Below are 20,465 nucleotides of genomic sequence, written 5' to 3' on the forward strand. Positions count from 1 at the left end.
GGGCGCGGAGCGGCGCGTCAGTCCCGCCAGAGCAGCAGTACCGCGCGGTCGTCGTTGATGTCCCGGGCGACGGTCTCGATCAGCGCGGCGGCGGCGCCCACGCCGGAGCCGCGGCCGCCGCCGGCGACGAGCCGGTCGGCCTCCCCCATCAGGCGGTCCATGCCCTCGGTGAGGTCCCGGCCGGGGGCCTCGACCATGCCGTCCGTGCAGAGCATCAGCACGTCGCCGCGGCCCAGGCGGCCGCGTACGCCCTCGAACTTGGCGCCGTCGTAGATGCCCAGCAGCGGACCCTCGGCCTCCTTGACCTCCCAGCGGCCCTCGCCGGCCAGGCGCTGCATGCCCGGCAGGTGCCCGGCCGAGAGCAGCTCGTACTCGCCGGTGTCGAGGTCCAGCACCAGGTGGACGGCGGTGGCGAAGCCCTCCTCCCAGGACTGGCGCAGCAGGTAGCCGTTGGCGGCGGGGAGGAAGTCGTGCGCGGGCAGCGAGCCGACCAGGCCGCCGAAGGCGCCGGAGAGCAGCAGGGCCCGGGAGCCCGCGTCCATGCCCTTGCCGGAGACGTCCGCGAGGACGACCTCCAGCAGCCGCTGGCCGGGGCCGGTGCGGGCGGCGACCACGAAGTCCCCGGAGAAGGACTGGCCGCCGGCCGGGCGCAGCGCCATGTCCGCGTGCCAGCCGTCGGGCAGCCGGGGCACCCGGCTCTGCACCCGCAGCCGTTCGCGCAGGTCGAAGAGCATGGTGGAGCCGCCCCACCAGGGCACGCCGACGCGGGCGCGGAACTGGGCGAGCAGCAGGCCCCCGACCCCGGCGGCGCCGACGACCAGGGCCGCGCCGGGGGTGACGCCGTAGACGTACGCCTCGGGGTTGTCGCTGGCCACCCGCTGGCCGGTGTGGATCACGGACTCGGCGGAGAGGCCGAGCGCGGCCAGCGCGTAGAGGACCACCAGGCTGCCGGGGCGCAGCAGCAGGGCGCCGGCCAGGATCGGCAGGACCAGGGTGGTGGGCGGGGCCCAGTCCGGGAGCCAGACGTTGAGCAGGACCATCAGGGGGACGAGCAGGGCGAGCGCGCAGAGCACGGGCCAGTCGGCGGCGCCGCCGCGGAAGTAGTCGACCCCGGCCGTGCGCAGCCTTCGGCGGGCCCGGCGCAGCGTCCTGCGCAACCGGGCCGTCACGGACTCGGACGCCGTGGCGGCGCCGGGCCTCGTCGCAGTCGTCTGGGGCGGTGCGCCCGGCGGTCTGCCAGCCATGGGGTCCGACCCTATCCACGGGGCGGCCCCGCGTCGACGGGCCGGGGGCGGGCATACGGGCGGGGGCCGAGGGTGCTCAGCCGGTTTCGGCCGTTCGCCGTGGTGGCGGGCGCCCCGTCAGGAAGCGTGCGCCGGTTGGCCGTACGGAGCTCGGGGGCCCTGTGCGCGCCCCGCGTGCGGGGGCGTGCGCCGGACGGTTCCTGTGGCCGATCCCACAGGAACGGTTCCGGGAACGGCGACGGCCGGCCGCACGGGGTGCGGCCGGCCGGGGTGGACGGCTGGAGTGACGGCAGGAGGGAAGGCAGGAGGGAAGGCTGGAGCGACGGAGCGATCAGCCCTGCGGGTGGTGGGCCGGGATCGGCGGGAGCTCGCCGGTGGTCTCGTACTCGGTCAGCATCTCGATCCGGCGGGTGTGCCGGGTCTCGCCGCTGTAGGGGGTGTTGAGGAAGACCTCGACGAACTTGGTGGCCTCGTCCTCGGTGTGCATCCGGCCGCCGATGGAGATCACGTTGGCGTTGTTGTGCTGCCGGCCGAGCTCCGCGGTCTGCGTGCTCCAGGCCAGCGCCGCACGGACGCCCTTGACCTTGTTGGCGGCGATCGCCTCGCCGTTGCCCGAGCCGCCGATCACGATGCCCAGCGCCTCCGGGTCGGCGGCGGTGCGCTCGGCGGCGCGCAGGCAGAACGGCGGGTAGTCGTCCTCGGCGTCGTAGATGTGCGGCCCGCAGTCGACCGGCTCGTGGCCGGCCCCCTTGAGCCACTCCACGAGGTGGTTCTTCAGTTCGTATCCGGCATGGTCGGAGCCCAGGTACACGCGCATGGCACGAGTGTGGCATGCGCGTGCGCCCGGGCCCGACAAGGGCCGGTGGTTGCTACCGGCGGTGGTCGCTCACCGGCGGCCGAGGAGCTTCCAGGCCAGCGGGAGGGCGCCGGCGGCGAAGGCCGCCTTGAGGGCGTCGCCGACCAGGTACGGGTAGAGGCCCAGCTCGGCGGCGCGGGCGAGGGAGACGTGCAGCGACACGGCCAGGTAGGGGACGCCGACCGCGTAGATCGCCAGGCTGCCGAGGACCATCGTGACGGCGGTGTTCAGCGGGGTGCGGTCGGCGCCGCGGCGGGCCAGCGCGCCGGTGAGGGCGGCGGCGAGCACGAAGCCGAGCACGTAGCCGAGGGAGGGCATGGCCCAGCCGGAGGCGCCCGCGGCGAACCAGGGCAGGCCCGCCATGCCGGCCAGCAGGTAGAGGGCGAGCGAGGCGACGCCGCGGCGGGCGCCGAGCGCGGTGCCGACCAGCAGGGCCGCGAAGGTCTGGCCGGTGACCGGCACCGGCGAGCCGGGCACGTTGACCGACAGCTGGGCGGCGAGGCCCGTCAGCGCGGCGCCGCCGGCCACCAGGGCCAGGTCGCGGGCCTGGGCGCCGAGGCGGGTGGTGGCGGCGGGCAGCAGGTCGGCGAGGACGGCGCGGTGCGGCGTCGCGGTGGCGGCTGTGGCCATCGGGGCTTCCTCCGTGAGGCGTGAGGTCCGGGTGAACCCAGGTGAGTGAACACCTGTGAACCTACGCGGTGATCCACTCCGCGAACGGCGCGGATTCGGACAAACACGCGACGGCGGGCGTTGTCGGGTCCGGGCCGGAAAGGACGCTCGGCATCCGAACCATCACGGTGCGTCAACATCCGGTCCGCATGATGGGCCCGGGGGCGAGCTCCTTGGCATGGACAGGCGTGTCCCCGGATATTGGACAACTCATGTCGCATTCCGCACAGTCTGGAAGTTCCGCTCCTATGGCCCCCACCACCGCGCCCCCGGCTTCCGGGACCACCGACGCCGACCCGGCCTCCGGTGGCCCGCAGCTCGGTCACGGGCTCAAGCAGCGCCACCTGTCGATGATCGCGCTGGGCGGGGTGATCGGCGCCGGCCTGTTCGTCGGCTCCGGCGCGGGCATCGCGGCCGCCGGCCCCGCGATCATCCTGGCCTTCGCCCTGTCCGGCCTGCTCGTCATGCTGATCATGCGGATGCTCGGCGAGATGTCCGCCGCCCGGCCCGCCTCCGGCTCGTTCTCGGTGCACGCCGAGAAGGAGATCGGCCCCTGGGCGGGGATCACCGCGGGCTGGATGTACTGGGTGATGCTCTGCTGCGGCGTCGCCGCCGAGGCCACCGCCGCCGGGAAGATCGTCAACGGCTGGATACCCGGGGTCTCCTCCTGGGTGTGGGTCGCCCTGTTCATGGCCTTCTTCTGCGCCAGCAACCTCACCGCCGTGAAGAACTTCGGCGAGTTCGAGTTCTGGTTCGCCGCGATCAAGGTCACCGCGATCGTCGCCTTCCTCGTCCTCGGGGGCCTCGGCATCGCCGGGGTCATCGGCCCCGGCTCCCCCGGCACCACCAACCTCACCGGCCAGGGCGGCTTCCTGCCCACCGGCGTCAGCGGACTGATCGTGGGCCTGCTCGCCTCCGTCTTCGCCTACGGGGGCCTGGAGACCGTCACCATCGCCGCCGCCGAGTCCGACGACCCCAAGCGCAACGTCGCCAACGCGGTGCGCACCGCCGTGTGGCGCATCGCGATCTTCTACATCGGCTCGATGGCCCTGGTCGTCACGCTCGTCTCCTGGAAGGACCCGGCCGTCGCCGCCGACGGCCCGTACGTCACCGTGCTGCGCCACCTCGGGGTGCCCGGGGCCGGGGCGATCATGCAGGCCGTGGTGCTGATCGCGCTGCTGTCCGCGATGAACGCCAACATCTACGGCGCCTCCCGCATGGCGTACTCGCTGGTCGACCGCGGCCAGGGCCCGAAGGCGCTGGCCAAGGTCTCCGGCGGGGTGCCGCGCCGGGCGGTGCTGGCCTCCTGCCTGTTCGGCTTCGGCGCCGTGCTGGCCGCCTGGTTCTGGCCCGACACCGTGTTCACCTGGCTGATGAACACCACCGGCGTGGCCATCCTCGTGGTCTGGCTGTTCATCTGCCTGGTCCAGCTGAAGATGCGCCGGCGCCTCGATCGCGAGAGCCCCGAACTGCTCACCGTGAGGATGTGGGGCTACCCGTACCTCACCTGGGTCGCGATGGCCGCCGTCGTCGGCATCCTCGCGCTGATGACCACCACCGAGAGCAACCGGGAGCAGCTGTACGCGGCCGCCGTGCTGGTCGCCCTGCTCATCACCGCCGGCGTCCTCAAGCAGCGCCGCGACGCGGCCGGCTGATCCTGCCGGTACGTACGCGAGGGCCCCCGGAAGCACCGGCTTCCGGGGGCCCTCCGGCATGTCCGGGCGAGCGGCCCGGTGCGCGGGCTGTGCAATGGTACCGGCGCGGGGGCTCGTGAAAGGATGCCCCTGCGCGCACGGACCACACGACGACCCGGCGCGCGGGACCGCACCACCCACCCCCCGCACCACCGTGCGAGCCGGACAAAGGAGTACCGCCGTGCCGGGCAAGAACCTGAGCCGTGAGGAAGCCCAGCAGCGGGCTGGCATCCTGGCCGTGGACGGCTACGAGGTCCGCCTCGACGTGACCTCCGCCCCCGATCCGGCGGCCGCCGCCTTCCGCTCCACCACCACCGTCACGTTCCGCTGCTCCCGGCCCGGCGCGAGCACCTTCCTGGACCTGCTCGCCCCCGCCGTCCGCTCCGTCACCCTCAACGGCCGCGCCCTCGACGCCGCCACCGCCTACGACGGCGCCCGGGTGCACGTGGACGGCCTCGCCGCCGAGAACGTCCTCACCGTCGAGGCCGACTGCGCCTACAGCCGCACCGGCGAGGGCCTGCACCGCTTCGTCGACCCGGCCGACGGCGAGACCTACCTCTACACCCACTACGAGCCGGCCGACGCCCGCCGGGTGTTCGCGACCTTCGAACAGCCCGACCTCAAGGCCCCGTTCACCTTCACCGTGACCGCCCCGGCCGCGTGGGACGTGTGGTCCAACGCCGTCCACGGGAACGTCACCACCGAGGACGGCGCCCGCACCTGGGAGTTCGCGCCCACCCGGCCGATCTCCACCTACCTCACCGCCGTCGTCGCAGGCCCGTACCACGTCGAACGCGACCACTACAGCCGCGAGTTCGCCGACGGCACCGTGCTGGACATCCCGCTGTCCGCGATGTGCCGCAAGTCCCTCGCCCCGCACTTCGACGCCGACGAGATCCTCGGCGTCACCAAGCTCGGACTCGACTTCTTCCACGAGCGGTTCGACTACCCGTACCCCTTCGGCAAGTACGACCAGGCGTTCGTGCCCGAGTACAACATCGGCGCGATGGAGAACCCCGGCTGCGTCACCTTCAAGGAGGACTTCGTCTTCCGCTCCAAGGTCACCGACGCCGCCTACGAGAACCGCGCCAACGTCATCCTCCACGAGATGGCGCACATGTGGTTCGGCGACCTCGTCACCCCCCGCTGGTGGGACGACCTGTGGCTCAAGGAGTCCTTCGCCGACTTCATGGGCTCCTACGCCCTGATCGGCGCCAACACCCGCTACTCCTCCGCCTGGGTCACCTTCGCCAACCAGCGCAAGGCGTGGGCCTACCGCCAGGACCAGCTCCCCACCACCCACCCGATCACGGCCGACATCCGCGACCTCGAGGACGCCAAGCTCAACTTCGACGGCATCACCTACGCCAAGGGCGCCGCCGTCCTCAAGCAGCTGGTGGCGTACGCCGGTTCGGACGCCTTCTTCGAGGGCTCCCGCCGCTACTTCCAGCGCCACGCCTTCGGCAACACCGAACTGGCAGACCTGCTCGGCGTGCTGGAGGAGACCAGCGGCCGCGACCTCAAGTCCTGGGCCGCCGCCTGGCTGCAGACCGCCGGCGTCAACGCGCTCACCCCGCAGGTCACCACGGACGCCGAGGGCCGGATCACCGAGCTGGCCGTCCTCCAGGACGGCGAGGTGTTCCGTCCGCACCGCATCGCCATCGGCCTCTACGACCGCGACGCCGACGGCGCCCTGGTGCGCGCCGAGCGCCTGGAGGTCGACGTCACCGGCGCCCGCACCGTCGTCCCCGAGGCCGCCGGCCGCACCCGCCCCGCGCTCGTCCTGCTCAACGACGAGGACCTGACGTACTGCAAGGTCCGCTTCGACGAGGAGTCCCTGGAGGCGCTGCGCACGGGCCTCGGCGACATCGGCGACGACCTCGCCCGGGCGCTCGCCTGGTCCGCCGTCTGGAACCTCACCCGCGACGCCCTGATGCCGGCCCGCGACTACGTCGCGCTGGTGCTGCGCTTCGCCGGCCAGGAGGGCAACATCGGCGTGCTGCAGTCCCTGCACGCCCAGGCCAAGACCGCCGTCGACCTGTACGCCGACCCGGCCTGGCGCGGCGAGGGCGCCCGCCTCCTCGCCGACGGCGCCCTGCGCGAGCTGCGCGCCGCCGTCCCCGGCAGCGACCACCAGCTGGCCTGGGCCCGCTTCCTCGCCCAGACCGCCGGCGGCGCCGAGCACCTCGGCCTGGTGCGTGGCCTGCTGACCGGCAGCGCCCGCATCGACGGGCTGGACGTCGACCAGGAGCTGCGCTGGGCCCTGTGGCTGGCCCTGGCCGCCGCCGGGCAGGCGAGCGACGAGGAGCTGGCCGCCGAGCTCGCCGCCGACAACACCGCCGGCGGCAAGCGCCAGTACACCGTGTGCCTGGCCGCCCGGCCCACCCCGGAGGCCAAGGCCGCCGCCTGGTCCGCCGTGGTGGACTCCGACGAGCTGCCCAACGCCCTCGTCGAGGCCAACATCGCGGGCTTCGCGCTGCCCTCCCACCGGGACCTCACCGCGCTCTACGCGGCGCCGTACTTCAAGCTGCTGGAGCGCATCTGGTCCGAGCGGACCATCGAGATCGCGATGCGCTTCGTCGGCGGGTTCTTCCCGATCGCCCAGACCGACGAGCCGACCCTCGCCGAGGCCGACGCCTGGCTGGACGGGCACCCGCAGGCGGCTCCGGCGCTGCGCCGCCTGGTGCTGGAGCGCCGGGACGACCTGGCCCGGGCGCTGCGGGCGCAGGCCTGCGACCGGAGCTGACCGGCTGACGCACCGACTCACGGAGGGGCCCGCCGTACACGCGTACGGCGGGCCCCTCCGGCTCTTCCTGTGCGGCGCGGGTCAGTCGCGGCGCAGGCCCCGGTCGAGGGCCGCGATCGCGCTGCCGCGATCGTCGTCGCCGTCCAGCGACCAGACCATCACGCCGCCGAGGTCGTTCCAGCGCACGTAGCGGGCCTTCTGGGTGAGGACGTCGGCGGTGTCGTAGCTGTAGAAGGTGCTGCCGTCGTACTTCCAGGACGCGCCGTGCTCGCGGTCGTAGTAGACCTTGCCGGGCAGGGCGTCGGCCTCCCGGTAGGAGACGTCGGGGGCGGAGGCGGTGGCCTTCTGGTAGAGGCCGCCGCGCTGGCCGGGGGCGACGCCCGTCCAGCCGTGGCCGTACAGCGGGGCGCCGAGGACGAGCTGCTCGCCGGGCAGGCCGCGCTCCTGGTAGTGCTCGGCGGCCTTGTCGGCAGAGCGCTGGCGCGGCTCCGGGTCGGTGGGGTCGGAGTAGAGGTTGGCCTGGTGGTTGGCCGGGCCCTTGCCCTCCCAGGGGCCGTGCAGGTCGTAGGTCATGAGGTTGAGCCAGTCCACGGACTCGCTCAGTTCGGGCAGTTCGAGCCGGTCGGCGACGGTCTCGTTGGCGGCGACGGCGGCGGTGAGCAGGTAGTGCTTGCCGTGCTTGCCGCTGCCGTTGCCGTTCAGTGCGTCGAGCTGGCGGCGGAACTCCCGCATCAGGAGGGTGTAGTTGCGGCCGTCCTCGGGGCGCACCACGTTGCCCGCGTCCCCACCGCCGCCCGGGTACTCCCAGTCGATGTCGATGCCGTCGAAGACGCCCGCGCCGGCTCCGGCGCCGCCCTCCGGGGAGCCGGGCAGGACGGGCAGGTTGCCCTTGATGTAGAGGTCGAGGCAGGAGGAGACGAACTTCTGCCGGGACGCCTCGGTGGCGGCCGCGTCGGAGAAGTACTTGGACCAGCTCCAGCCGCCGAGCGAGATGACGGCGCGCAGCTGCGGGTTCTTCGCCTTGAGCTTGCGCAGCTGGTTGAAGTGGCCCTTGAGCTTCTGGCCGGGGGCGTCGGCGACACCGTCCACCGAGGCGGCGGCGGAGAAGGGGCGCTGGTAGTCGTCGAGGGCGTCGCCCTGGCCGGAGTCGTTGGACTCGAAGCAGGTGCCGTCCGCGGAGACGTTGCCGAAGGCGTAGTTGATGACGGTCAGCTTGGAAGCCTGCCCGGACTCCTGGACGCGCTTGGCGGAGCTGTCGGCGCCCCACTGGGTGAAGTAGCCGACCCGCTGGCCCTTCAGCTTCGGGCCGTGGCCGTGGCCGCCGTCCGCGGCGTTCGCGGTGGCGGGGGCGGCGAGCAGCGCGGCGACGGTGGCGGCGGCGAGCAGGGCTGAGGCGCGATTGGGCATACCGGACCCGTTCTCTGAGGCGGCGTCGAATAATGGTCTGGACCAGATTGCACAGAGGTTTAGTCCATCCGCCGTTCATCGCACAAGGGGGTGGGCGCGGTCGGCGCAGCATGCAAAAGGGGGCCGGGCCCGCGAAGTCGCGGGTCCGGCCCCCTTTTCAGGAGCTACTGAACTTCTCAGCCGATGTGCTCGATCAGCCGATGTGCTCGATCAGCCGATCAGCGAGCGCAGCACGTACTGCAGGATGCCGCCGTTGCGGTAGTAGTCCGCCTCACCGGGGGTGTCGATGCGCACGACCGCGTCGAACTCCTTGCTGGTCCCGTCCGCGCCGACGGCCTTGACCTTGACGGTCTTCGGGGTGCGGCCCTCGTTGAGCTCGGTCACGCCGGTGAAGGAGAAGGTCTCCTCGCCGGTCAGACCCAGGGACTCGGCGTTCTCGCCCTCGGGGAACTGCAGCGGCAGGACGCCCATGCCGATCAGGTTCGAGCGGTGGATGCGCTCGTACGACTCGGCGATGACGGCCTTGACGCCCAGGAGCGCGGTGCCCTTGGCGGCCCAGTCGCGGGACGAGCCGGAGCCGTACTCCTTGCCGGCCAGGACGACCAGCGGGATGCCGGCGGCCTGGTAGTTCTGCGAGGCGTCGTAGATGAACGACACCGGCGCGTCGGCCTGGGTGAAGTCGCGGGTGTAGCCGCCCTCGGTGCCCGGCGCGATCTGGTTGCGCAGGCGGATGTTGGCGAAGGTGCCGCGGATCATGACCTCGTGGTTGCCGCGGCGCGAGCCGTAGCTGTTGAAGTCGCGCTTCTCCACGCCGTTGGCGGTCAGGTACTGCGCCGCCGGGGTGCCGGGCTTGATGTTGCCAGCCGGGGAGATGTGGTCGGTGGTGACCGAGTCGCCCAGCTTGGCCAGGACGCGGGCGCCGGCGATGTCGGTCACCGGGCTCGGGGTCTTGGCCATGCCCTCGAAGTACGGGGGCTTGCGGACGTAGGTGGACTCGGAGTCCCACTCGAAGGTGTTGCCGGTCGGGACCGGGAGCGACTGCCAGCGGTGGTCGCCGGCGAAGACGTCCTGGTAGCCCTTGTCGAACATCGCCTCGTCGATGGAGCCGGCCACGGTGTCCGCGACCTCCTGCTCCGACGGCCAGATGTCGGCGAGGAAGACGTCGTTGCCGTCGGCGTCCTGGCCCAGGGCGTCGCGGGTGATGTCGATGTTCATGTTGCCGGCGAGGGCGTAGGCGACCACCAGCGGCGGGGAGGCCAGGTAGTTCATCTTGACGTCGGGGTTGATCCGGCCCTCGAAGTTGCGGTTGCCGGAGAGCACCGAGACGACGGCCAGGTCGGCCTCGTTGACGGCGGCCGAGACCTCCTCGGGCAGCGGGCCCGAGTTGCCGATGCAGGTGACGCAGCCGTAGCCAACCAGGTTGAAGCCCAGCTTCTCCATGTACGGGAGCAGGCCGGCCTTCTCGTAGTAGTCCATGACGACCTTGGAGCCGGGCGCCAGGGTGGTCTTGACCCAGGGCTTGACGTGCAGGCCCTTCTCCACGGCCTTCTTCGCCAGCAGGGCGGCGCCCAGCATGACGGAGGGGTTGGAGGTGTTGGTGCAGGAGGTGATCGAGGCGATCACGACCGCGCCGTTGTCGATCTCGTAGGTCGAGCCGTCGGCGGCGGTCACGGTGGTCGGCTTCGACGCCTCGGCCGAGTAGGCCGGCAGCGCCTCGGCGAACCTGGTGGCGGCCTCGGCCAGGACCACGCGGTCCTGCGGGCGCTTCGGGCCGGAGATCGACGGGACGACGGTGGAGACGTCCAGCTCGAGGTACTCGGAGTAGACCGGCTCGACCGACGGGTCGTGCCAGAGGCCCTGCTCCTTGGCGTACGCCTCGACCAGGGCGAGCTGCTGCTCGTCGCGGCCGGTGAGCTTCAGGTAGTTGATGGTCTCGGCGTCGATCGGGAAGATCGCGCAGGTCGAGCCGAACTCCGGCGACATGTTGCCGATGGTGGCGCGGTTGGCCAGCGGGATCGCGGTGACGCCCTCGCCGTAGAACTCGACGAACTTGCCGACCACACCGTGCTTGCGCAGCATCTCGGTGATGGTGAGGACCAGGTCGGTGGCGGTGGTGCCGGCCGGCAGCTGGCCGTTGAGCTTGAAGCCGACCACGCGCGGGATCAGCATGGAGACCGGCTGGCCGAGCATCGCGGCCTCGGCCTCGATGCCGCCGACGCCCCAGCCCAGCACGCCCAGGCCGTTGACCATGGTGGTGTGCGAGTCGGTGCCGACGCAGGTGTCCGGGTACGCCTGGCCGCCGCGGACCATGACGGTGCGGGCCAGGTGCTCGATGTTGACCTGGTGGACGATACCGGTGCCCGGGGGGACGACCTTGAACTCGTCGAAGGCGGTCTGGCCCCAGCGCAGGAACTGGTAGCGCTCCTTGTTGCGGCCGTACTCGATCTCGACGTTCTGGACGAAGGCGTCCGGGGTGCCGAACTTGTCCGCGATGACGGAGTGGTCGATGACCAGCTCGGCCGGGGCCAGCGGGTTGATCTTGGCCGGGTCGCCGCCCAGCTCCTTGACGGCCTCGCGCATGGTGGCGAGGTCCACCACGCAGGGCACGCCGGTGAAGTCCTGCATGATCACGCGGGCCGGCGTGAACTGGATCTCCTGGCTCGGCTGGGCCGTGGCGTCCCAGTTGCCGAGGGCGCGGATGTGGTCGGCGGTGATGTTCGCGCCGTCCTCCGTGCGGAGGAGGTTCTCCAGCAGCACCTTGAGGCTGTAGGGCAGCCGCTCGGAACCCTCGACGGCGGAGAGCTTGAAGATCTCGTACGACTCGTCGCCCACCTGCAGCGAGCTGCGGGCGTCGAAGCTGTTCGCGGACACGACTGACTCCTTCATGGGTGCTTCGTGCGGTATCCGGCCGTCACACGGTGGTAAGGTCAGCCTTACTTAGGCTTGCCTCACCCGCATCGCCGGCGAGCGCCTCTCGGCAAGTATCTTGATGTCGAGATATATCCTACGGGCCAGGTATCTCGATGTCGAGATAAACCATAGTGCATGGCGCCTCCTCCACCATCGCAGCCCCACCCCTTCCGGGCGACGCCGGGTGAGGCCGGGGACGACGCCGGGCGGGGGCGGGGTGAGGGCGGATGAGGGCGGGGCGAGGCCGGGGCGAGGGCGGCGGCGGTGTCCTCGGCCGCCCCCGGGGCGTTAGGCAGGGGGACGATCGACCCGCCGCCCGTGGAAGGCCCGTCCGATGACCGCTCCGTTCGCCGCCGCCCTGCTGCCGCTGGCGCTGCTCGCGCCCGCCGCCTCCCCCGTCTCCGTCGTCGAGGCGGACTTCGACCCGGCGACCGCCTTCGTCCCGCCCGCCGCGATCAGCTACGCGCAGGACCTGGTCCCGTACGGCTCGCACGCCCGGATCGTCACCGACCGCTCCGCGCCCGGGCGTACCAGGCTCACCCTGACGGTGCGCGGGCTGGCCGCCGACCACACCTTCCCGGTGCACCTGCACACCGGCACCTGCGGGGCCGAGCCGGCCTCCTCCGGGCCGCACTACCAGGACGCCGTCGATCCGGTGCAGCCCTCCACCGACCCGGCCTACGCCAACGAGCGCAACGAACTGCGGCTGGTGCTGCGCACCGACGCGACCGGGGAGGGCGCGGCCTCGGCGACGGTGGCCTGGCAGCCACGGCCGGGCGAGGCGCGCTCGCTGGTGCTGCACGCGGGCACCCCGGCCGGCCGCCACGCGGCGGGCGACCGGGTGGCCTGCGTGAAGCTGTAGCCGCTGCTCCGCCGCTGCGCCCTCAGGAGCCCAGCGTGGCGACCAGGACGGCCTTGATGGTGTGCAGGCGGTTCTCGGCCTGGTCGAAGACGATGGAGTGCGCCGACTCGAACAGCTCGTCGGTGCACTCCAGCTCGGTCATGCCCGTGGCCTCGTACATCTGCCGGCCCAGCGCCGTGCCGAGGTCGTGGAAGGCCGGCAGGCAGTGCAGGAACTTGGCGTCCGGATTGCCGGTGGCGCGGACGGTGTCCATCGACACCTGGTACGGCTTGAGCAGCTCGATGCGCTCGGCCCAGACCTCCTTGGGCTCGCCCATCGAGACCCAGACGTCGGTGTAGAGGAAGTCGGCGCCCGCCACGCCCGCCGCCACGTCCTCGGTGAGGGTGATCCGGGCGCCGCTGCTCTCGGCCAGAGCTTGGGCGGCCTTCTGCACGTCCTCGGCCGGCCAGAGGGCGCGCGGGGCGACGATCCGGATGTCCATGCCCAGCAGTGCGCCGGTGACCAGCAGCGAGTTGCCCATGTTGGAGCGGGCGTCGCCGAGATAGGCGAGGGCGACCTCCGCCAGCGGCTTGGCGGTGTGCTCGGTGACGGTCAGCACGTCGGCCAGCATCTGGGTGGGGTGCCACTCGTCGGTCAGCCCGTTCCAGACGGGGACGCCCGCGTACGCGGCCAGCTCCTCGACCACCTCCTGGCCGTGGCCCCGGTACTCGATGCCGTCGAACATCCGGCCCAGCACCCGGGCGGTGTCCTTGACGGACTCCTTGTGGCCCATCTGCGAACCGGACGGGTCCAGGTAGGTGGTGGTGGCGCCCTGGTCGTGGGCGGCGACCTCGAAGGCGCAGCGGGTGCGGGTGGAGGTCTTCTCGAAGATCAGCGCGATGTTCTTCCCGCGCAGCCGGGGCTGCTCGGTGCCGGCGTACTTGGCCGCCTTGAGCGAGGCGGCCAGGTCCACCAGGAAGCGGAACTCCTGGGGCGTGAAGTCGAGCTCCTTGAGGAAGTGCCTGTTCCGGAGGTTGAAGGCCATGCCGGGCTCCTGGGTTGACGGGGCGGACCGAACGAAGCGGCAAGTGTATACGAGAGTTCGAATTTATATGCAGGATGGGCGGTGAATGAGGGGAAGCCCCTGGTGGAACTCCCCCTCGTCCGGCTCGCGTGGTCGATGGGTCACAGCCGCGGGTCGACCGGCTCCGACTCCAGTGCCAGCACCGCGAACACCGGCTCGTGCACCCGCCACAGCGGCTCCCCCGCCGCCAGCCGGTCCAGCGCCTCCAGGCCCAGCGCGTACTCGCGGAGCGCCAGCGAGCGCTTGTGGCCGAGCCCGCGCTCGCGCAGCCGGTCCAGGTGCCCGGTGTAGTCCGGGCCGTAGATGATCCGCAGGTACTCGCGCCCGCGCACCTTCACACCCGGCTGGACCAGCCCGCCGGGGCGGCCCTCGCCGCGCCGCGTGCGCACCAGCGAGGCCAGCGGCTTGACCACCATGCCCTCGCCGCCCGCGCCGGTCAGCTCCTCCCACCAGGCGATGCCGGCGGCCACCGACGCCTCGTCCCCGGTGTCGACCAGCAGCCGGCCGGTGCGGTGGAGCAGCTTCCCGCCGTCGGCCTCCACCATGCGGTCGATCCAGGCGAGGTGCTCGTCGTGCGGGCGCACGGCGAGGTTGGCGCCCTCGGCGGCGAGCACCTGGAACGGCGCCAGCCGGATGCCCGACAGGCCCTCGGTCGGCCAGCAGTAGCGCCGGTACGCCTCGGTGAACGCCTGCGCGTCAGCGGCGCGCCGGCGCTGGCGGCCGGTCAGCTCCTCGACGTCCAGGCCGCGCCCGGCCGCCCGCTCCAGGGCTTCCAGCGCCGTGGGCAGGGCGGCGCCGGCGGCCGCGCCGACCGCCGCGTACTGGCGGCGCAGCAGCTCCACCGCCTTGAGCGACCAGGGCATCAGCTCGGCGTCCAGCAACAGCCAGTCCGTGCCCAGCTCCTCGAACAGGCCCGCCCGCTCGGCCGCCTCACGGACGCGTCCCAGGACGGCCGCGCTCAGGCCGTCGTCCGCGAGGAAGGCCCGGCCGGTGCGCGTCCAGATCGCACCCGGCCCGGCGGTGCCGAAGCGCCGCTCCAGCGCCGCGTCCTCCCGGGAGACGAGCAGCACCGCGCGCGAGCCCATGTGCTTCTCCTCGCAGACCACGTGGCGCACGCCGTCCGCGCGGTAGCCGGCGAACGCCTCCTCCGGGTGCTCCAGGTACCCCTCGCGGCGGGAGGTGGCGCTCGGCGCCATCGTCGCCGGGAGGTAGGCGAGCAGCCTCGGGTCCAGCGCGAAACGGCTCATCACCTCCAGCGCCGCCGCCGCGTTCTCCTCGCGGACGGCGACCCGGCCGTGCAGGGCCGTCTCCACGACCCGGCGGCCTGCCACGTCGGCGAGGTCCAGCGGACGGCCCTCGCGGGCGCCCGGCGCGTCCGTGACCAGCGGGCGCACCGGGGCGTACCACTCCCGCTCGGCCTCGACGCTCACCAGCTCGCGCTCCGGGTAGCGCAGCGCCGTCAGGCTGCCGCCGAAGACGCAGCCGGTGTCCAGGCAGATGGTGTTGTTGATCCAGCTCGCGGTCGGCACCGGGGTGTGGCCGTAGACGACCATCGCGCGGCCCCGGTACTCCTCCGCCCACGGGTAGCGCACCGGCAGGCCGTACTCGTCGGTCTCGCCGGTGGTCTCCCCGTACAGGGCGTGCGAGCGCACCCGGCCGGAGGTGCGGCCGTGGTACCGCTCCGGCAGGCCCGCGTGGCAGACCACCAGGGCGCCGCCGTCCAGCAGGTAGTGGCTGACCAGGTCGCGCATGAAGGTGCGGACCCGGGCCTTGAACTCCTCGCTCTCGCCCGCCAGCTGGTCCAGGGACTCTTGGAGGCCGTGCGAGACGGTGACCTTCTTGCCGTCCATCGCGCGGCCGAGCTTGTTCTCGTGGTTGCCGGGCACGCAGAGCGCGTGGCCGGCCGCGACCATGCCCATCACCAGGCGCAGCACGCCCGGGGTGTCCGGGCCGCGGTCGACCAGGTCACCGACGAAGACGGCGGTGCGGCCCTCAGGGTGCGCGGCGTCGACCGGGCGGCCCTCGGCGTCCCGGGTGAGCACGTAGCCGAGGCGGGTGAGCAGGGTCTCCAGCTCGGAGCGGCAGCCGTGGATGTCGCCGACGATGTCGAAGGGGCCGGAGAGGTGGCGCAGGTCGTTGTAGCGCTTCTCGATCTCGATCCCGGCCGCCGCGACCTCGGCCTCGCCGCGCAGGATGTGCACCTTGCGGAAACCCTCGCGCTCCAGGCCCCGCAGGGACCTGCGCAGCTCGCGGTTCTGGCGGGGGATCACGTGGGCGGGCAGCTGGCGGTCCGGGCGGGAGCGGTTGCGCTCGGCGCACACGCCCGGCGGGACGTCCAGGACGATCGCGATGGGCAGCACGTCGTGCTCGCGGGCGATCGCGACCAGCTGCCGGCGGGCCTCCGGCTGGACGTTGGTGGCGTCCACGACGGTGAGGCGGCCGGCGGCCAGGCGCTTGCCGACGATGTAGTGCAGGACATCGAACGCCTCGGCGGAGGCCGACTGGTCGTTCTCGTCGTCGGCGACCAGGCCTCGGCAGAAGTCCGAGGAGACGACCTGGGTGGGGAGGAAGTGGCGGCGGGCGAAGGTGGACTTGCCGGAGCCGCTGGTGCCGATCAGGAGGACGAGGGAGACGTCGGTGACGGGGAGGAGGCGGCTCGGGGCCCGGTTCTCCGTGGTGGTGTCGTCGGTGTCGTCGGTGTCGGTCATCGGGGGTCGCCTCCTTCGGGCGGGGTGGCGTGGGTTTCGGGCGTGGTGGTGTGGGTTTCGGGCGTGGTGACTGCCGTGATTGCGGCGCTTTCGGCGGTGTCGGTGCGGAACAGGGCGAGCTGGGTCGGGGCACCGACCTCCTCGTCCAGCGGGCCGACCGGGCGCAGCTCCACGGTGTAGCCGTACGCGGCGGCGACCTTCTCCGCCCAGGCACCGAACTCGGCGCGGGACCACTCGAAGCGGTGGTCGGCATGCCGGACGGAACCCGCTGGCAGGGTCTCCCAGCGGACGTTGTACTCGGCGTTGGGCGTCGTCACGACGACCGCCCTCGGCCGGGCCGCGCCGAACACCGCGTACTCCAGGGCGGGCAGGCGCGGCACGTCCAGATGCTCGATCACCTCGCAGAGCACCGCCGCGTCGTAGCCCTTGAGCCGGGCGTCGGTGTACGTCAGCGCGCCCTGCGCCAGCGACACCCGGGCCGCCTTGCGCTCGGGCATGCGGTCCAGGCGCAGCTTGCGGGCGGCCGCCTGGAGGGCGCGCACGGAGACGTCCACGCCGAGGATCTCCGTGAAGCGGGCATCCTTGAGCAGGGCGCCGATCAGCTCGCCCTGGCCGCAGCCGAGGTCGGCGACGCGGGCGGCGCCGGTCTCGTGCAGGGCGGCGAGGATCGCGGTGCGGCGCTGCTCGGCGAGGGAGGGGGGCTTGGGGGCCTGCTCCTCCTGGGCCTGGTCCTGGGCTTCCTCCGGCCGGTCGTCGACCGCGTTGTCGATCTCCTCGACCTCGCGGTCGTCCGCCTCCGCCAGGCGGGCCAGCTCCAGACGCTCCATGGCGAGCCTGGTCAGCGACCAGCGCCGGGACAGGTAGCGGCGGGTGATCAGGGCGCGCTCCGGGTGACCGGCCAGCCAGCCCTCGCCGGCGGCGAGCAGCTTGTCGACCTCGTCCGGGGCGACCCAGTAGTGCTTGGCGCCGTCCAGCACCGGCAGCAGCACGTAGAGCTGGTGGAGGGCGTCCGCCAGCCGTATCGCGTCGGAGGCCAGCTCCAGGCGGACGTAGCGGGACTCGCCCCACTCCGGGAAGCGCTCGTCCAGCGGGATCGCCGTGGCCTCGACCCGCCAGCCCAGCGGCTCGAACAGCCGGGCCACCATGGCCACCCCGCCGCCCTCGCCCGCGCCGTTGGCCGGCACGGCGGGCAGCGAGATGCGCAACGGCCGTACCCGGCCGGGCAGTTCGGGGCGCAGCTCGCAGGAGCCCTTCATCGCCGAGCGGAACACCGTGCGCAGCGCCACCGCGAGCAGCGAAGAGGCCGCGTACGGGCGGTCGTTGACGTACTGGGCGAGCGCGAAGTCCGGCGAGCCGCCGCGACCCTTGCCACGGCCCTTGCGGACGAGCGCGATCGGGTCGACCTCCAGCAGCAGCGCCGCCGTGCACAGCTCGTCCCCCGCCTCGGGGTAGAAGACGTGTGCCTCGCCGTGCGACGTCGCGAACCGCTGGACCTTGCCCGGGTGCTTGTGCAGCAGGAATCCGAGATCGGTCGCCGGGCTCTCGGTGCTGCCGGTGGTGGAGATCGACATGAACACCCGAGCGAGTATTGCCGACGAGTGGGCGGCCGGGCACCGGGTTTTCCGGCGGCGGTGCGCCATGACCTGCGAGTCTGTCGGCGGCGGCGCGGGCGGGGTGTTGGTCGGGGCGCGGTCGGGGCGCGGTCGGGGCGCGGTCGGGGTCCGGTCGGGGCGCGGTCGGGGCGCGGGAGCGTCCGGCCGGCGGGCGTGGTCGGCAGCGCGCCCCCGCATTGGTTACCGTGCTCGGTGTGACTGCTGAAACCACCTCCTCCTCTTCCCTCCCGAGCGGGGCCGTGGCCGTGGGCCTGGCCACCATCGCCGCCGACGGCACCGTCCTCGACACCTGGTACCCCGCGCCCGCGCTGGCCGCCGAGCCCGGCCCGGCCGGCACCGTGCGGCTGACCGCCGAGCAGGCCGAGGCCGAGCTCGGCGTCGGCGCCGCCGACGCCCTGCGCGCCGACGCCCGCCGGGGCGTCGAGGTGGTCGCCGTACGCACCACCATCGCCTCACTCGACGAGAAGCCGCTCGACACCCACGACGTCTACCTGCGGCTGCACCTGCTCAGCCACCGGCTGGTCCAGCCGCACGGGCAGAACCTGGACGGCATCTTCGGGCTGCTCGCCAACGTCGCGTGGACCAGCATCGGCCCGGTGCCGGTGGACCAGGTCGAGCGGGCCCGCCTCGCGGTGCGCGCCCAGGGCGGCCAGCTGGCCGTCTACGGGATCGACAAGTTCCCGCGCATGACCGACTACGTCGCCCCGTCTGGGGTGCGCATCGCCCACGCCGACCGCGTCCGCCTCGGCGCCCACCTCGCCGCCGGCACCACCGTGATGCACGAGGGCTTCGTCAACTTCAACGCCGGCACGCTGGGCACCTCGATGGTCGAGGGCCGCATCAGCGCGGGCGTCGTCGTCGGCGACCACAGCGACATCGGCGGCGGCTCTTCGATCATGGGCACCCTCTCCGGCGGCGGCAAGCAGGTCGTCTCGGTCGGCGAGCGCTGCCTGCTCGGCGCCAACGCCGGCATCGGCATCTCGCTCGGCAACGACTGCGTCGTCGAGGCCGGCCTCTACGTCACCGCCGGCACCCGGGTCACCACCCCGGACGGCACCGTGGCCAAGGCCGTCGAGCTGTCCGGCCAGGACAACCTGCTGTTCCGCCGCAACTCGCAGAGCGGCGCGGTCGAGGTCATCGCCCGCTCCGGCTCCTGGGGCGGCCTGAACGCGGACCTGCACGCGCACAACTGACGTTGTCCGTCCGGAAGGGTCCGGCCGCCGCCTCCCGCGGCGGCCGGACCCTTCTCGTTCTCCTACTCCCTCCACTCCCCCTACTCCCCCTACTCCCTCTACTTCACCCGACCGAGCGACGGCCGAAGCCGTCCTCCTACTCCCCGGCGGGGGAGAGCCCGGCGGCGAGGCGGCGCAGGTCCGGCCCGTACTCGGGGTCGGCGAGGGCGGCCGCGAACTGGGCGCGCAGGTACGCGGCCGGGTTGCCGGTGTCGTACCAGGTGCCGTCGATGACCTGGCCGTAGACGGCGCGCCGGGTCGCGTAGACGTTGATGGCGTCGGTCAGGTACACCTCGTCCTCCGGCTTCTCGTGCCAGCGGCGGGTCAGCTCGCGGATCTCGTCGACGATGCCCGGGGTGATCACATAACCGCCGATGGCCGCGTACTCGGAGGGCGCGTCGACCGGCTTCGGCTTCTCCACCAGGCCGCTGATGCGCAGCGAACCGCCCCCGAGGTCCTCCTTCACCACCGGCACGCCGTAGCGGTACGAGTCCTCGGGCGCCATCGGCATCAGCGCCAGCACCGGCGCGTTGGTCTGCTCGTACGCGCGGATCAGCTGCTGCGCCCGGGGCACCTCGGCCACGAACACGTCGTCCGGCCACAGCACCAGGAACGGCTCCTCCCCGAAGTGCCGCGCCGCGTTCAGCACCGGCGTGCCGTTGCCGTACGGGCCCTGCTGGTACAGGTAGCTGATGTGCCCCTTGCGGGACAGCTCCCCGATCTCCTCCACCGAATCCGCGAACGCCGTCTTACCGTCCCGGCGCAACTGGTCCACCAGCACCGGGTTGGGCCGGAAGTGCTCCTGGATCAGGCTCTTGTCACCCGACACGACGATCGTGATGTCGGTGACCCCGGAATCCACCAACTCCCGCACGGTGTGCTCGATCACCGGCTTGTCCCCGACCGGCAGCATCTCCTTCGGCGTCGCCTTGGTCAGGGGCAGCAACCGGGAACCCAGCCCGGCCGCCGGGATGACGGCACGGCGGATCGTCTTGGGAGCCATATGACCCTCTTTCGCGCTCTCACTTCGCTGACACTCACTCAGCCACCGACGCTACCAACGCAACCCCCAAGATCATCCACCCCCAAGCGTCCCCCAGTTGAACACCACCGCACCGCCGGCCCAACACCCCACTCACCCGCTTGACCAGCCCGCCCTGGGCCCAACTTTGGCCCCTTGCCCGCACTCCTCTATCCCCAAGGGGCCAATATTTGCCCCACGCGCGCTGCGCACCACGACCGGGAAGGCAAAGAGCACGCCTCCCAGGGCCCCTCACCGCAGTTGGCGAATTCCAGGGGCCAATTTGCGCCCTTCGCCCACTCCTTCAAACACTTCCCCCGCCCGCCCCCCTGCCCTCGCATCCCGCCCCCGGGTCGCTGGGCGCTTGGGCATGCCCAAGCGCCCAGCGACGAGCAGTGCCTTTCCGGCGGACTGAACCCACTCTCCAAGAGCCTGCGCGG

The 20,465-nt window shown here is 72.5% G+C and carries 13 protein-coding genes; 4 read left to right on the plus strand and 9 right to left on the minus strand.

What is annotated here, in order from left to right; translation table 11 throughout:
• Positions 1-17 precede the first annotated feature (17 nt).
• The 3 genes from ACIBCA_RS32305 to ACIBCA_RS32315 form a co-directional block, all read right to left on the minus strand.
• Complete coding sequence (locus ACIBCA_RS32305) at positions 18-1,244, minus strand: PP2C family protein-serine/threonine phosphatase (RefSeq protein ID WP_396286617.1); 1,227 nt, start codon at positions 1,242-1,244, stop codon at positions 18-20.
• A 331-nt stretch (positions 1,245-1,575) separates the two neighbouring features.
• Positions 1,576-2,061, minus strand: a complete 486-nt coding sequence (locus ACIBCA_RS32310; protein ID WP_396286618.1) for a ribose-5-phosphate isomerase — start codon at positions 2,059-2,061, stop codon at positions 1,576-1,578.
• A 69-nt stretch (positions 2,062-2,130) separates the two neighbouring features.
• Complete coding sequence (locus tag ACIBCA_RS32315) at positions 2,131-2,730, minus strand: biotin transporter BioY (protein WP_396286619.1); 600 nt, start codon at positions 2,728-2,730, stop codon at positions 2,131-2,133.
• Between the two features lie 287 nt (positions 2,731-3,017).
• On the opposite strand from ACIBCA_RS32315, the gene ACIBCA_RS32320 reads away from it, so the two are divergent.
• Positions 3,018-4,424, plus strand: coding sequence for an amino acid permease (locus ACIBCA_RS32320; protein WP_396286620.1), 1,407 nt, complete (start codon positions 3,018-3,020; stop codon positions 4,422-4,424).
• A 220-nt stretch (positions 4,425-4,644) separates the two neighbouring features.
• Entirely contained in the window at positions 4,645-7,209 is a 2,565-nt protein-coding gene (gene pepN, locus ACIBCA_RS32325; RefSeq protein ID WP_396286621.1) for an aminopeptidase N, read from the plus strand.
• A gap of 81 nt (positions 7,210-7,290) precedes the next feature.
• Here pepN and ACIBCA_RS32330 read toward each other — a convergent pair whose 3' ends face one another.
• Both ACIBCA_RS32330 and acnA read right to left on the minus strand, forming a co-directional pair.
• On the minus strand, positions 7,291-8,616 hold the full coding sequence (locus ACIBCA_RS32330) for a glycoside hydrolase family 18 protein (protein WP_396286622.1): 1,326 nt from the start codon (positions 8,614-8,616) through the stop codon (positions 7,291-7,293).
• A gap of 210 nt (positions 8,617-8,826) precedes the next feature.
• A complete protein-coding gene (acnA, locus tag ACIBCA_RS32335) occupies positions 8,827-11,502 on the minus strand; it encodes an aconitate hydratase AcnA (protein ID WP_396286623.1) in 2,676 nt (891 codons plus the stop codon).
• 358 nt (positions 11,503-11,860) lie between these two features.
• Here acnA and ACIBCA_RS32340 point away from each other — a divergent pair, with 358 nt between their 5' ends.
• A complete protein-coding gene (locus tag ACIBCA_RS32340; RefSeq protein WP_396286624.1) occupies positions 11,861-12,388 on the plus strand; it encodes a superoxide dismutase family protein in 528 nt (175 codons plus the stop codon).
• Between the two features lie 22 nt (positions 12,389-12,410).
• Here the strand turns inward: ACIBCA_RS32340 and argF are convergent, their stop codons facing one another.
• From argF to ACIBCA_RS32355, 3 genes are all read right to left on the minus strand, one after another.
• Positions 12,411-13,412, minus strand: a complete 1,002-nt coding sequence (argF, locus tag ACIBCA_RS32345; RefSeq protein ID WP_396286625.1) for an ornithine carbamoyltransferase — start codon at positions 13,410-13,412, stop codon at positions 12,411-12,413.
• A 140-nt stretch (positions 13,413-13,552) separates the two neighbouring features.
• On the minus strand, positions 13,553-16,159 hold the full coding sequence (locus ACIBCA_RS32350; protein ID WP_396286626.1) for a polynucleotide kinase-phosphatase: 2,607 nt from the start codon (positions 16,157-16,159) through the stop codon (positions 13,553-13,555).
• A complete protein-coding gene (locus ACIBCA_RS32355) occupies positions 16,156-17,736 on the minus strand; it encodes a 3' terminal RNA ribose 2'-O-methyltransferase Hen1 (RefSeq protein WP_396286627.1) in 1,581 nt (526 codons plus the stop codon). Before ACIBCA_RS32355 ends, ACIBCA_RS32350 begins: the two co-directional genes overlap by 4 nt.
• A 230-nt stretch (positions 17,737-17,966) precedes the next feature.
• Between ACIBCA_RS32355 and dapD the strand changes: the two genes are divergently transcribed.
• A complete protein-coding gene (gene dapD / locus ACIBCA_RS32360; RefSeq protein ID WP_396286628.1) occupies positions 17,967-18,965 on the plus strand; it encodes a 2,3,4,5-tetrahydropyridine-2,6-dicarboxylate N-succinyltransferase in 999 nt (332 codons plus the stop codon).
• Between the two features lie 136 nt (positions 18,966-19,101).
• Here the strand turns inward: dapD and ACIBCA_RS32365 are convergent, their stop codons facing one another.
• Complete coding sequence (locus ACIBCA_RS32365; RefSeq protein ID WP_396286629.1) at positions 19,102-20,007, minus strand: UTP--glucose-1-phosphate uridylyltransferase; 906 nt, start codon at positions 20,005-20,007, stop codon at positions 19,102-19,104.
• Positions 20,008-20,465: the final 458 nt, after the last annotated feature.

This window comes from Kitasatospora sp. NPDC051170, assembly GCF_044455705.1.
Lineage (GTDB): Bacteria > Actinomycetota > Actinomycetes > Streptomycetales > Streptomycetaceae > Kitasatospora.